Raw genomic sequence first — 13734 nt, 5'->3', positions numbered from 1 at the left:
GTGCGGGAGGCTCCGTCCCGCACCGCCGCACACGTCCTAGAGCAGCCGCTCGATCGCGGAGACCACTTCGGGCGCCTCGGGCTCGGTGCGCGGGCGGATCCGGGCCACCACCGCGCCGTCCCGGCCGATGAGGAACTTCTCGAAGTTCCACTGGATGTCCCCGGCCGCGCCCTCCTCGTCGGCCGTCTTCGTCAGCTCCGCGTACAGCGCATGGCGCCCGTCGCCGTTGACGTCCGTCTTCTCCAGCAGCGGGAAGGTCACACCGTAGGTGGCCGAGCAGAAGGTGCCGATCTCCTCGGCGGTCCCCGGCTCCTGGCCCGCGAACTGATTGCACGGCACACCGACAACCGTGAAGCCCTGGTCGCTGTACTGCTTCTGCAGGCGTTCAAGACCCGCGTACTGCGGCGTCAGACCGCACTGGGACGCGACGTTCACCACCAGGACGGCCTTGCCCCGGTACTCGGCGAGCGAGGTCGGCTCACCCGCGAGGGTGCGCAGCGGGATGTCGTAGAGCGTTGTCATCCGAGATCTCCTCCACAGGGGAAACAATGGTGATCGGTCGTGCCGCGGACGGGGCGGCCCCGCCCGCGGCTGTGCGGTCCGTACCCGACGCGGACGTACGGTCCGTACTCATTCAGAACTCATTCAGAGCCGGCCCACCGAGGTGACGCGTACGACCGCCCGGCTCTCCTCGTCGGATGCGGCGAGATCGACCTCGGCGCTGATGCCCCAGTCGTGATCGCCGTTCGGGTCGGCGAAGATCTGCCGGACCCGCCACAGACCGTGCGGTTCGTCCTCCTCGATCAGCAGCAGCTTGGGGCCGCGGGCGTCGGGGCCGGTGCCCAGATCCTCGTACTCGTCCCAGTACGCGTCCAGGGCGTCGCCCCACGCGTCCGCGTCCCAGCCGGAGTCGGCGTCCAGTTCGCCCAGTTCGCCGACCTTGTCGAGCGCGGCCAGCTCCACCCGGCGGAACATCGCGTTCCGTACGAGGACCCGGAAGGCGCGGGCATTGGCCGTGACCGGTTTGACCTGGTCGGCCTTCTCCTGGGCCTCCTCGGCGGTCTCCACCTCCGGGTTGGCGAGCTGCTCCCACTCGTCCAGCAGACTGGAGTCCACCTGCCGCACCATCTCGCTGAGCCAGGCGGTCAGATCCTCCAGGTCCTCGGACTTCAGATCGTCCGGAATGGTGTGCTCCAGCGCCTTGTACGCGCCCGCGAGATAGCGCAGCACGATGCCCTCGGTGCGCGCCAGCTCGTAGAACGAGGTGAACTCCGTGAACGACAGCGCCCGTTCGTACATGTCACGGACGACGGACTTCGGCGAGACCGGATGATCGCCGACCCAGGGGTGACTGGTGCGGTAGGTGTTGTACGCGTGCCACAGCAGCTCCTCCATCGGCTTGGGGTACGTCACCTCCTGGAGCCGCTCCATCCGCTCCTCGTACTCCACGCCGTCCGCCTTCATCAGCGCGACCGCCTCACCGCGCGCCTTGTTCTGCTGAGCGGCGAGGATCTGGCGCGGGTCGTCCAGCGTCGACTCCACGACCGAGACCATGTCCAGGGCGTACGAGGGGGATTCCGGGTCCAGCAGCTCGAACGACGCCAGGGCGAAGGTGGACAGCGGCTGGTTGAGCGCGAAGTCCTGTTGCAGGTCCACGGTGAGCCGGACGATACGGCCCTGCGCGTCCGGCTCCGGCAGCCGCTCCACCACGCCCCCGGCGAGCAGCGAGCGGTAGATCGCGATCGCCCGGCGGATGTGGCGCAGCTGGTTCCGGCGCGGCTCGTGATTGTCCTCCAGCAGCCTGCGCATCGCGTCGAAGGCATTGCCCGGCCGGGCGATGACCGACAGCAGCATGGTGTGCGTGACCCGGAAACGCGAGGTCAGCGGTTCCGGATCGGAATCGATGAGCTTGTCGAACGTCGAGTCCGACCAGGCGACAAAGCCGTCGGGCGCCTTCTTGCGGACGACCTTCCGGCGCTTCTTGGGATCGTCGCCCGCTTTCGCGAGCGCCTTCTCGTTGTCGATGACGTGCTCGGGCGCCTGGGCGGCCACCAGCCCCGCCGTGTCGAACCCGGCGCGGCCCGCACGGCCCGCGATCTGGTGGAACTCCCGGGCCCGCAGGGTGCGCACCCGGGTGCCGTCGTACTTGGTGAGCGCGGTGAACAGGACAGTCCGGATGGGGACATTGACCCCGACGCCGAGTGTGTCCGTACCGCAGATGACCTTGAGCAGCCCCGCCTGCGCGAGCTTCTCCACCAGCCGCCGGTACTTGGGGAGCATTCCGGCGTGGTGGACACCGATACCGTGCCGTACATAGCGGGAGAGATTGCGGCCGAATTTGGTGGTGAACCGGAAATTGCCGATCATCTCGGCGATCTGGTCCTTCTCCTCGCGCGAGCACATATTGATGCTCATCAGCGACTGGGCCCGCTCCACCGCCGCCGCCTGGGTGAAGTGCACGATGTAGACCGGTGCCTGCCGGGTCTCCAGCAGCTCGGTCAGCGTCTCGGTGATCGGGGTGCGCCGGTACTCGTAACTGAGCGGGACGGGGCGGGTCGCGGAGCGTACGACGGCGGTGGGGCGGCCGGTACGGCGGGTGAGGTCCGTCTCGAAGCGCGAGACATCGCCGAGGGTCGCGGACATCAGGACGAACTGCGCCTGTGGCAGTTCCAGCAGCGGGATCTGCCAGGCCCAGCCCCGGTCCGGCTCGGCGTAGAAGTGGAACTCGTCCATCACGACCTGGCCGATATCCGCGTTCCGGCCGTCGCGCAGGGCGATGGAGGCGAGCACCTCGGCGGTGCAGCAGATCACGGGCGCGTCGGCGTTCACGGACGCGTCGCCCGTCAGCATCCCGACGTTCTCCGTGCCGAAGAGCTTGCAGAGGTCGAAGAACTTCTCCGAGACCAGCGCCTTGATCGGCGCGCTGTAGAACGTGACCTGGTCGTTCGCCAGTGCTGTGAAGTGCGCACCCGCCGCGACCAGGCTCTTCCCGGAGCCGGTGGGGGTGGAGAGGATCACATTGGCCCCTGAGACCACCTCGATCAGCGCCTCCTCCTGAGCCGGGTAGAGCGAGATGCCCCGGCCCTCGGCCCAGGTGGAAAAGGCTTCGAAGAGGGCATCTGGGTCGGCGTCCGGCGGCAGCTGATCGATAAGGGTCACGCCCCCCATCTTGCCTGTCCGCACCCCCGATGCGGGAACCGGACGGCCGACAGAAGATCACGAGCGATACGCTGGCCTGTCAACTGGGCATCACCACAGGAACCATGGCCGCCCCGGGGGGCGGCGGGATATACCGGAATCACACGGGGCGGGGAAAATTTCATGATGGGACCGGCGCATTCGCTTTCCGGGGCGGCGGCCTGGCTGGGGGTGGGCGCGGCGACCGCCGCGGCCGGCCATCCCATGCCCTGGCCGGTTCTCGTCGTCGGAGCGCTGATCTGCGCGGGCGCGGCGCTCGCACCCGATCTGGACCACAAGGCGGCGACGATCTCCCGGGCCTTCGGGCCCATCTCGCGCGGCCTGTGCGAGATCGTGGACAAGCTGTCGTACGCGGTCTACCAGGCGACGAAGAAGCCGGGCGACAAACGCAGGACCGGCGGCCACCGCACCCTCACCCACACCTGGCTCTGGGCCGTCATGATCGGCGCGGGCGCCTCGGCGCTGGCGATCACCGGCGGCCGGTGGGCGGTCCTCGCGATCCTCTTCGTCCATCTGGTGCTGGCCGTGGAGGGCCTGCTCTGGCGGGCCGCCCGGGTCTCCAGCGATGTCCTGGTCTGGCTGCTGGGCGCGACCAGCGCCTGGATCCTGGCGGGCGTCCTGGACAAGCCGGGCAATGGCGCGGACTGGCTGTTCACCGCGCCCGGCCAGGAGTATCTGTGGCTCGGACTGCCGATCGTCCTCGGCGCCCTGGTCCACGACATCGGCGACGCGCTGACCGTGTCCGGCTGCCCCGTCCTGTGGCCGATCCCGGTGGGCAACAAGCGCTGGTACCCGATCGGCCCGCCGAAGCCCCTGCGCTTCCGTGCGGGGAGCTGGGTGGAGCTGAAAGTGCTGATGCCGGTGTTCATGCTGCTCGGAGGAGTGGGCGGGGCGGCGGCGCTGAATGTGATCTGACCCCTGCGCACGCCTTCGGAGCGTGTCCTCAAACTCCCCCAGACTTCGTCCGGGGGGGACCCCCAACGGGCTTGAAATACCGGACCCGGGTCAGCAATCCAGCCTCGCCGGTGATTGAGGCGCGGGGTCCGGGGCGGAGCCCCCGGCGCCATGCTCCCGTGCCGCGCGGCGCTCCTCCCCTCGTGGAGCCTTCCGCCCTGGAGCCCGGTTTCGGGGGAGGCATTTCAGCCCGTCCGGCGATTGAGGACACCCCGCAGGGGTGCGCGTCAGCCAACGCGGGATGCGGGCGGCTCCCGGGGGCTACGCGTGCCAGGGCACGCGAGCCCAGCAGGATCCATCAGAATCGGCCTAAGCGTGCCAGGACCGCCACAGCGCCGCGTACGCACCACCCGCCGCGACCAGCTCGTCGTGGCTGCCCAGCTCGCTGATCCGGCCCTCCTCGACGACCGCGATGACATCGGCGTCGTGGGCCGTGTGCAGCCGGTGAGCGATCGCGACCACCGTACGGCCGTCCAGCACGCGGGAGAGCGAGCGCTCCAGATGGCGGGCCGCACGCGGGTCGAGCAGGGAGGTCGCCTCGTCGAGGACCAGGGTGTGCGGGTCGGCCAGGACCAGCCGGGCGAGGGCGATCTGCTGGGCCTGGGCCGGGGTGACGGGCACGGAGCCCGAGCCCACCTCGGTGTCCAGTCCGTCGCCCAGCGCCCGCGCCCAGCCGTCCGCGTCCACCGCGCCGAGCGCCGCCCACAACTCCGTGTCCGTGGCGCCGGTACGGGCCAGCCGCAGATTGTCCCGCAGCGAGCCCACGAACACATGGTGCTCCTGATTGACCAGGGCCACATGCTCCCGGACCCGCTCGGCGGTCATCCCGGACAGCTCGGCGTCCCCGAGCGCGACCCGGCCCACACGAGGGGCGTAGATCCCCGCGAGCAGCCGGCCCAGCGTCGACTTCCCGGCCCCGGACGGGCCGACCAGCGCGATCCGGGTGCCCGGCGGGACCGTGAGGGACACCTCGTGCAGCACATCCGCGCCCGCCCGGTAGCCGAAGCGCACGCCGTCCGCGAGCAGGTCACGGCCGTCGGGCCGGACCTCGCTGTCGCCCGCGTCCGGCTCGATCTCCCGGACGCCGACCAGCCGGGCCAGCGACACCTGCGCCACCTGGAGTTCGTCGTACCAGCGCAGAATGATGCCGACCGGTTCGACCAGCATCTGTGCCAGCAGCGCGCCCGTCGTCAGCTGACCGACATCCAGCCACCCCTGGAGGACGAACCAGCCGCCGATCATCAGTACGGAGGCGAGCACGGTGGTGTGGGTGAGATTGATGGCCGGGATGAGGACCGAGCGCAGATGGAGTGTGTAGCGCTCCCACGCCGTCCACTCCTTGATCCGCCGGTCCGACAGTGTCGTCCGGCGCGTGCCCAGCCGGTGCGCCTCCACGGTCCGCCCGGCGTCGACCGTCTCGGCGAGCGCGGCGGCGACCGCCGCGTACCCCGCCGCCTCCGAGCGATAGGCGGCGGGCGCACGCCGGAAGTACCAGCGGCAGACGACGGCCAGCAGCGGCACGGCCACCAGCACCGCGAGCGCCAGCGGCGGCGCCGTCACCGCGAGACCGCAGAGCAGCAGCGCCGCCCACACCACACCGATCGCGATCTGCGGCACGGCCTCCCGCATGGCGTTGGCGAGCCGGTCGATGTCGGTGGTGATCCGCGAGAGCAGATCACCGGTCCCGGCCCGCTCCAGCACCCCCGGCGGCAGCGCGACCGACCGTACGAGGAAGTCCTCGCGCAGATCGGCGAGCGTCTCCTCCCCGAGCATCGCACCGCGCAGCGTGACCATCCGTACGAACACGGTCTGTACGGCGAGGGCGACCGCGAACACCGCGATCGTGCGCCCCAGCTGGAGGTCGCGCGCACCGTCCGCCAGCCGCTCGACGACCGAGCCCAGCAGATAGGGACCCACCATGGACGCGACCACGGCGACCGTGTTGACGGCGATCAGCGCCGCGAAGGCACGCCTGCGGCGGCGCAGCAGCTGCCGGACGTAACCGCGCACCGTGGCACTGCTGCCGACGGGCAGCGTCGTCACCGACTCGGGCGCCGCCGGGTCGTACTCCGGTCGCGCCACCCGGAACAGCCCCGCGCGCGACCGGTCCGCCGTCCTGTCCTTCACGCGGACTCCTCGATCTTCGTGAGGGCCTTCTCCCGGCCCCCGGCTTCCGCCTCGGCGGCGGCATCCTCAGGGGCGGCATCTGGGGCGGCGTCCTCGTCGGTCTCCCGGGTGACCACCGCCCGGTAGCGCGACTCGCCGCGCAGCAGTTCGCGGTGCGTGCCCACGGCCACCACCTTGTCCCCGTCGACCAGGACCACCCGGTCGGCGAGGTCCAGCAACAGGGGCGACGAGGTGAGGACGACGGTCGTACGCCGCTCCCGCAGCCGCTTCACGCCTGCCGCGACACGTGCCTCGGTATGCGAGTCGACGGCCGATGTCGGCTCGTCCAGCACCAGGACCCCGGGGTCCGTCACCAGCGAACGGGCGAGCGCGAGGCGCTGCCGCTGGCCACCCGACAGCGACCGGCCGCGTTCGGTGATCCGGGTCTCCATCGGGTCGCCGCCGTCCACGGACGCCTGGGCGAGCGCGTCGAGCACATCGCCGCACTGCGCGGCCTCCAGGGCCGCCCGCGCGCTGACCCCGCCGGAGGCCGGGACCTCCAGCAGCTCCCTCAGGGTCCCGGAGAGCAGCACCGGATCCTTGTCCTGTACGAGGACGGCCGTGCGTGCCGATTCGAGCGGAATCTCGTCCAGCGGCACCCCGCCGAGCAGGACGGACGCCGTCCCCTCGGCATCGGCCCGGGTCTCCGTCCCTGTCTCCGTCCCAGCCCCCGTCCCCGGCTCTGCCCCCGTCTCGGGCTCCGTGCTCGCCTCCGTTCCCGTGCTCGCCCCCGTTCCCGTTCCCGTCTTCGTCGCGGCGCCGGACGCCGGGTGGCCGCCCAGCCGGTCGGCCAGCAGCCCGGCCGCGTCCGGGTCGCCGCACACCACGGCCGTGAACCGGCCGGCCGGGGCGAGCACACCGGTGACCGGGTCGTACAGATCGCCCTCAGGGCGGCCGTACACAGCACCGGTCTCCGTGGTCGTACGCCGCAGGGACAGCACCCGGGCCGCCCGCCGCGCGGAGGGCTTGGAGAAGGAGTACGCCATCGCGATCTCCTCGAAGTTGCGCAGCGGATGGGCGGTGAGCAGGACCGTGCTGTAGACGGTGACCAGTTCACCGACCCCGATCCGGCCGTCGAGCGTGAGCTTCGCCCCGTACGCGACGACCGTCAGCATCAGCAGACCCGGCAGCAGCACCTGGATCGCCGAGATCAGCGACCACATCCGGGCGCTGTGCACAGCGGCGCTCCGCACCTGCTGGGACGCCTCCCGGTAGCGGCCGAGGAACAGCTCCTCGCCGCCGATGCCGCGCAGCACCCGCAGTCCGGCGACGGTGTCCGACGCCAGCTCCGTGGCGCGGCCGGCCTTCTCCCGCTGGACGTCCGCGCGCCGGGTGGCGCGGGGGAGCAGCGGCAGTGCGGCCAGGGCGAGCACCGGCAGACCGATGGCGACGACGCCGCCGAGCGCGGGCTCATAGATCAGCAGACCGACACAGATCACCACCAGGGTGGTGGCGGCAGCGGCGAACCGGGAGAGCGTCTCGACGAACCAGCCGATCTTCTCCACATCGCCGGTCGACACCGCGACGACCTCGCCCGCCGCGACCCGCCGGGTGAGGACGGAGCCCAGCTCGGCGGTCTTGCGGGCCAGCAGTTGCTGGACGCGGGCCGCCGCGGTGATCCAGTTGGTGACCGCCACCCGGTGGAGCATGGTGTCGCCGACCGCGATGGCGATCGCGAACAGCCCGATCAGCCCTCCCGCCTGGGCCAGCCGGGTGCCGGAGCCGTCCACCACCGCCTGGACGGCCATGCCCACGCCGAGCGGCAGAGCGGCGATGCCGAGCTGGTTGAGCAGGCCCCAGCACATGGCCTTGACCTGGCCGCCCAGCTGATTGCGCCCGAGCCAGAGCAGCAGGCGGCTGCCGGACCGTACGTCCGGATCACCTGGATCGGTATACGGAAGGTCGCGAAGGTGCATGACGTCCCAGCACGTGTGGTGGTTGGCACAAACCGTGCAAGGTTCGCCTTTCGCGGCCTGGTTCCGCAATCGGTTTTCGGGGGTGAGGGGGGAGACGGGAGGGCGCGCGCGAGGGTGGAGGGGGCGAGACCCGCGTGAGGGGGGCGAGGCCCGCGTCGGTAGGGGGACGGGGCCTGCTCAGGTCCCCCGCTCCTACTCCGTGGGCTTGGCCGAATCCATGCCCGGGCGGGACCGGCGCCACTCGCCGCGGGTGAAGTCGGGGATCTGCTGCGGCGCCCCCTGCGCCTTGATCGACGCGTGACTGAGCGGTACGGGTGCCGTCCAGACCGCCGCGTCGTAGACATCGAAGTCGGGCACCAGGCCGAGCCGCATGCACTGCACAAGCCGGAAGACCATGAGGTAGTCCATGCCGCCGTGGCCGCCCGGCGGATTGGCGTGCTCCTTCCACAGCCAGTGGTCCCAGTCGGCGTACTTCGAGAAGCTGCCCCACTGGTGGTTGGTGTGATCCGGCTCCAGATAGATCCGCGCCGGATAGTCCTCGAAGACTCCCTTGGTCCCGCCGAGGCTGTTGATCCGGCTGTAGGGGTGCGGGGTCGACACATCGTGTTCCAGCCGGATGACCCGGCCCTTCGCCGTCCGGAGCATGCTGATCGTCCGGTCGCTCCCGATGTACGACTCCTTCCAGCTCGGGTCGCCCGGCGGCATATGGGCCTCGCGGTACTCGGCCAGGCCCAGGGCGGGAGTGCCGAAACTGGAGATGCTCACCACACGGTCGCCGCGGTTGACGTCCAGGTAGTTGGCGACCGGGCCGAAGCCGTGGTTGGGGTAGAGATCGCCGCGCAGCCGGGTGTGCCACCGCCGCCGCCAGGGACCCTCGTAGTAGTCGGGGTCGAACATCAGCTCGCGCAGATCGTGGTTGTACGCCCCGGCGCCGTGCAGCAGCTCGCCGAACTTCCCCGCGTGCGCCATGCGCAGCACTCGCAGTTCGTTGCGGCCGTAGCAGCAGTTCTCCAGCTGCATACAGTGGCGTCCGGTGCGCTCGGAGAGATCGACCAGTGCCCACAGCTCATCGAGCCGCATGGCGATCGGGCACTCCACGCCGACGTGTTTGCCGTTCAGCATGGCGGACTTCGCCATCTCGAAGTGGGACTCCCAGGGGGTGGCCACATAGACGAGATCGAGGTCGCCGCGCTCGCAGAGGTTCTCGTAGTCGTCCTCGTCCTTGGTGTAGACGGCCGGTGCGGGCTGACCGGCCGCGACGACCTTGGCGGCGGCGCGCTCGGTCTTGGACCTGACCGGGTCGCAGAGGGCGACGACCCGCACTCCGGGGAGGGCGAGAAGCAGATCGATCATGCTGCCGCCGCGGTTGCCGAGCCCGATGATCCCGACCCGGACGGTGCCGCGGCCCTCGAAGGGCACACCGACCATCGTGCGGCCCTTGCGGGCGGGGGCGGCCGGGGCGTGGCCGGCCGCTGCCGCGTTCTCCCCGGCGGCGGCGGTGCCGGCACCGAGGGCGCCGAGCCCCAGTCCGGCGCCGGCCACCCCCGCGCTGGTCCGCAGCACGGAACGACGGCTCATCGAGCCGTCGTCGCGGTCCTCGCCCTCCTCGCTGTCCCTGCCCCTGCCCCGGTCCTGTGCTGACGCGTCGTTCATCGAGCCTCCACGAAGAGCTGACGGTGCGCGGCTGGTCATGAACTGCCTTAAGGACCCTGGTAGTTGGGGCTGATGGTGCGCAAGGGTCGCGTTTGGACAATCGCGCGGGAACGCATGGACTCTTCGGTGGGAGGCGGAGGGCTGATGCCCCGCAAGATCCCGCAGGTCCGCGGGTCCGCAGGCCCCTCCAGGCCCGCAGGCCCCGGACCCGCCGCCCGCTCGCGCTCGCGGATACGGGTAGGGGCACGGGTACGGATTCGGGTCAGCAGTCCGGGCCGGGACCGTCCACCAGGGTGGAGAGCAGTCCGCCGAACACCTCGCGCTGCTGGGCGGTCAGCGGGGCCAGGATGTCCTCAGCCGCGGCCCGGCGGGCGTCCCGCAGGGCCCTGAGGGTGGCCCGCCCGGTGGCGGTCAGCTCGATGCGGATCACCCGGCGATTGCTCGGATCGGGGACACGGCGCACCCGGTCGCTCGCCTCCAGGCCGTCGACAAGGCTGGTCACGGCACGGGGGACCACTTCGAGGCGGGCGGCGAGATCGGCCATGCGGGGCGGCTCGTCGTAGTGCGCCAGGGTGCGCAGCAGCCGGGACTGCGCGGGAGTGATCGCCACGTCGGCCGATTCCAGCTGTCGCTTCTGGCTGCGGTGGAGGCGGCGGCTCAGCCGCAGCAGCTGCTCGGCCAGCAGGCCGTCGGCGTCGGGGGTCCTCATACGGGAACAATATCAGGACTTTATTCATTGTGAAGGTAGGTAACAGTGAGCTATGCTCTCAAAGCCCGGTTGTACGTCCCGCCCTCGCCCCCGACCGCCCGGCCCTGGCCGGTCCCGAACCCCGAACCCTGAATCGGCGAATCCTCGAATCGGCGAATCCCTGAATCGGCCAACCTCCGCATCACCGAACCCCTGAAGGAGCCCATGCACCCCGATCCGATCCCGTGGACACCTCCCGCCAAGGAGCCCGAGCAACCGCCCGCGCAGCTGCGGCGGATCCTCCGGCTCTTCCGTCCGTACCGAGGCCGGCTCGCCGTCGTCGGCGTGCTCGTCGGCGCCGCCTCGCTCGTCTCCGTCGCCTCGCCGTTCCTGCTGCGCGAGATCCTCGACACCGCGATCCCGCAGGGGCGCACCGGACTGCTCACCCTGCTCGCCCTCGGCATGATCCTCACCGCGGTGATGACCAGTGTGTTCGGCGTACTCCAGACGCTGATCTCGACCACCGTCGGCCAGCGTGTCATGCACGATCTGCGCACCTCGGTCTACGCCAGGTTGCAGCGGATGCCGCTCGCCTTCTTCACCAGGACCCGGACGGGAGAGGTCCAGTCGCGCATCGCCAATGACATCGGCGGGATGCAGGCGACGGTGACCTCCACCGCGACGTCCCTGGTCTCCAATCTGACGGCGGTGATCGCGACTGTCGTGGCGATGCTCGCGCTGGACTGGCGGCTCACCGCCGTGTCCCTGCTCCTGCTGCCGCTGTTCGTCTGGATCAGCCGTCGGGTCGGCCGCGAGCGCCAGAAGGTCACCGCCCGGCGTCAGAAACAGATGGCGGCGATGGCCGCGACCGTCACCGAATCGCTCTCCGTCAGCGGCATCCTGCTCGGCCGCACCATGGGCCGGGCCGACTCGCTCACCGAGTCCTTCGCCAAGGAGTCCGAGCGCCTCATCGATCTCGAAGTGCGCTCCAGCATGGCCGGGCGGTGGCGGATGTCCACCATCGGCATGGTGATGGCCGCCATGCCGGCCCTCATCTACTGGGCCGCGGGCCTCGCCCTCCAGGGCGGCGGACCGGCCATCTCGATCGGCACCCTGGTCGCGTTCGTCTCGCTCCAGCAGGGTCTGTTCCGGCCCGCCGTGAGTCTGCTCTCCACCGGGGTGGACATGCAGGCGTCGCTCGCGCTCTTCCAGCGCATCTTCGAGTACCTCGATCTGCCCGTGGAGATCACCGAGCCCGCCGAGCCGGTCCGGCTGGACCCGATCCGGGGCGAAGTCCGCTTCGAGGACGTCGACTTCTCCTACGACCGTACCCAGGCGCGGCCGACCCTCGGCGGCGTCGATGTGACCGTGCCCCCGGGCGGCAGCCTCGCCGTCGTCGGCCCCACGGGCTCCGGCAAGTCCACGCTCAGCTATCTGGTGCCCCGGCTCTACGACGTCACCGGCGGCCGGGTCACCCTCGACGGTGTCGATGTGCGCGACCTGGACTTCCCCACGCTCGCCGCCGCCGTCGGGGTCGTCTCACAGGAGACGTATCTCTTCCACGCGTCCGTCGCCGACAACCTCCGCTTCGCCAAGCCGGACGCCACCGACGAGGAGATCCGGGCCGCGGCGCGGACCGCCCAGATCCATGACCACATAGCCTCCCTGCCCGACGGCTACGACACCCTCGTCGGCGAGCGGGGCTACCGATTCTCCGGAGGCGAGAAACAGCGCCTCGCCATCGCGCGCACCATCCTGCGCGACCCCCCGGTCCTCATCCTCGACGAAGCGACCAGCGCGCTGGACACCCGTACCGAACAGGCCGTGCAGGACGCCATCGACGCGCTCTCGAAGGGCCGTACGACGATCACGATCGCCCACCGCCTCTCCACGGTGCGGGACGCGGACGAAGTCGTCGTCCTGGAGTCCGGGCGCATAGCCGAGCGCGGTACGCACGACGAGCTGCTGGAGCTGGACGGGCGGTACGCGTCGCTGGTGCGCGGGGACAGCCGGGTGACGGCTCCCGCCGCGTCCTGACGGACGTACCGGGACGCTGTCTGCGAGCGGCCCGGATCCGCTCCGGGAACAGCGGCGCGGAGGTTCCGACTCCCGTGGGGCGCACCGGCCGCGAGGCGGTCTCCGCACCGGCCCCTGCCCCGGGAGCACCGGCTCCGTACCGGGACGCACCGGCACGGCAGGTGCCGGGATCGGCGACGGACCCGGGTTAGCGTGCCCCCATGACGCACGAGCCCTCACCGCGACCGGGCGCCCGCAGAGCACGCAAAGCATGCAGAACACGCAGAACACGCAGAACACGCCGAGCACGCGGAACCCGGCTGACCCGTCGTGGCCGACTGATCCTGATCGCCGTCGTGGCCCTCGTCGTCATGGCCGCCGCGCTGGTGCCCCTGCTGCTCAGGGAGTCGAGAGGGCGGACGACCACCCTGCTGGTCCCCGAGGGCTGGCGTGCCTCCCAGGTCTATACGGCCGTCGACAAGGCCCTCCACCGCGATCCGGGCACCACGCGCAAGGCGGTCACCGAGGCACGGCTCAAGCTGCCCGCCGCCGCCCGGGGCAACCCCGAGGGCTATCTCTTCCCGGCCACCTATCCGGTCGACGCCACGACCACGCCGACGAGCCTGCTCGGCTATATGGTCGACACCGCCAACGACCGGTTCGGCGGGGACCGGGTGGCGGGCGGGGCCCAGCGCGGCGGGGTCACCGGGTATCAGACGGTCAAGATCGCCAGCATTGTGCAGGCCGAGGCCGACACCCCCGAGGACATGGGGAAGGTCGCGCGGGTCATCCACAACCGGCTCGCCCGGGGCATGCGGCTCCAGATGTGTTCGACGCTGAACTACGCGCTGAACCGCAGCACCCTGGATGTCACCATCGAGGACACAAAGATCGACAGCCCGTTCAACAGCTATCAGCGCCGGGGGCTGCCGCCCACCCCCATCGACAACCCGGGCGAGGAGGCCATGCGCGCCGCGATCAGCCCGCCGCCGGGGGACTGGCTCTACTTCGTCACGGTCGCACCGGGCGACACCCGGTTCACGGCGGACTACGCGGAGCATCAGCGGCATGTGCGGGAGTTCAACGCCCGGCGCGCAAAGACCCGCTGACCCCTCGGACCAGGGCGGGTGGCGCCCTCGGACC

Annotated in this window: 9 protein-coding genes; 3 read left to right on the top strand and 6 right to left on the bottom strand. The window is 70.8% G+C overall.

Annotated elements, in window-relative coordinates; genetic code table 11:
* Positions 1-36: 36 nt before the first annotated feature.
* Together ACWF94_RS05645 and ACWF94_RS05640 are read right to left on the bottom strand one after the other, a co-directional pair.
* Positions 37-522: a glutathione peroxidase gene (locus ACWF94_RS05645; protein WP_453484985.1), complete on the bottom strand. Its 486-nt coding sequence runs from the start codon at positions 520-522 to the stop codon at positions 37-39.
* Between the two features lie 123 nt (positions 523-645).
* On the bottom strand, positions 646-3159 hold the full coding sequence (locus ACWF94_RS05640) for a DEAD/DEAH box helicase (RefSeq protein WP_453484983.1): 2514 nt from the start codon (positions 3157-3159) through the stop codon (positions 646-648).
* Between the two features lie 162 nt (positions 3160-3321).
* On the opposite strand from ACWF94_RS05640, the gene ACWF94_RS05635 reads away from it, so the two are divergent.
* On the top strand, positions 3322-4113 hold the full coding sequence (locus tag ACWF94_RS05635; protein WP_453484981.1) for a metal-dependent hydrolase: 792 nt from the start codon (positions 3322-3324) through the stop codon (positions 4111-4113).
* Between the two features lie 348 nt (positions 4114-4461).
* On the opposite strand, the gene ACWF94_RS05630 is transcribed toward ACWF94_RS05635, so the two are convergent.
* The 4 genes from ACWF94_RS05630 to ACWF94_RS05615 form a co-directional block, all read right to left on the bottom strand.
* A complete protein-coding gene (locus tag ACWF94_RS05630; protein ID WP_453484989.1) occupies positions 4462-6243 on the bottom strand; it encodes an ABC transporter ATP-binding protein in 1782 nt (593 codons plus the stop codon).
* 32 nt (positions 6244-6275) lie between these two features.
* Positions 6276-8234 (bottom strand): ABC transporter transmembrane domain-containing protein, encoded by a 1959-nt coding sequence (locus ACWF94_RS05625; RefSeq protein WP_453484979.1) that lies wholly within the window; start codon positions 8232-8234, stop codon positions 6276-6278.
* A 192-nt stretch (positions 8235-8426) separates the two neighbouring features.
* On the bottom strand, positions 8427-9812 hold the full coding sequence (locus tag ACWF94_RS05620) for a Gfo/Idh/MocA family protein (protein ID WP_453484987.1): 1386 nt from the start codon (positions 9810-9812) through the stop codon (positions 8427-8429).
* Between the two features lie 337 nt (positions 9813-10149).
* Entirely contained in the window at positions 10150-10596 is a 447-nt protein-coding gene (locus ACWF94_RS05615) for a MarR family winged helix-turn-helix transcriptional regulator (RefSeq protein WP_453484978.1), read from the bottom strand.
* 204 nt (positions 10597-10800) lie between these two features.
* On the opposite strand from ACWF94_RS05615, the gene ACWF94_RS05610 reads away from it, so the two are divergent.
* A complete protein-coding gene (locus tag ACWF94_RS05610; RefSeq protein ID WP_453484976.1) occupies positions 10801-12612 on the top strand; it encodes an ABC transporter ATP-binding protein in 1812 nt (603 codons plus the stop codon).
* A 350-nt stretch (positions 12613-12962) separates the two neighbouring features.
* Positions 12963-13700, top strand: a complete 738-nt coding sequence (mltG, locus tag ACWF94_RS05605; RefSeq protein WP_453484986.1) for an endolytic transglycosylase MltG — start codon at positions 12963-12965, stop codon at positions 13698-13700.
* The last annotated feature ends 34 nt before the right edge of the window (positions 13701-13734 follow it).

The organism is Streptomyces sp. NPDC055078, from assembly GCF_053607985.1.
The sequence above is the reverse complement of the archived record's forward strand: the minus strand, read 5'-3'. Positions and strand labels throughout refer to the sequence as shown.

Coding starts and splice junctions, on each gene's coding strand:
- mltG (WP_453484986.1), top strand. CDS start 12,963: ATGGCCGCCGCGCTGGTGCCCCTGCTGCTCAGGGAGTCGAGAGGGCGG.
- ACWF94_RS05645 (WP_453484985.1), bottom strand. CDS start 522: ATGACAACGCTCTACGACATCCCGCTGCGCACCCTCGCGGGTGAGCCG.
- ACWF94_RS05635 (WP_453484981.1), top strand. CDS start 3,322: ATGATGGGACCGGCGCATTCGCTTTCCGGGGCGGCGGCCTGGCTGGGG.
- ACWF94_RS05610 (WP_453484976.1), top strand. CDS start 10,801: ATGCACCCCGATCCGATCCCGTGGACACCTCCCGCCAAGGAGCCCGAG.
- ACWF94_RS05625 (WP_453484979.1), bottom strand. CDS start 8,234: ATGCACCTTCGCGACCTTCCGTATACCGATCCAGGTGATCCGGACGTA.
- ACWF94_RS05615 (WP_453484978.1), bottom strand. CDS start 10,596: ATGAGGACCCCCGACGCCGACGGCCTGCTGGCCGAGCAGCTGCTGCGG.
- ACWF94_RS05620 (WP_453484987.1), bottom strand. CDS start 9,812: ATGAGCCGTCGTTCCGTGCTGCGGACCAGCGCGGGGGTGGCCGGCGCC.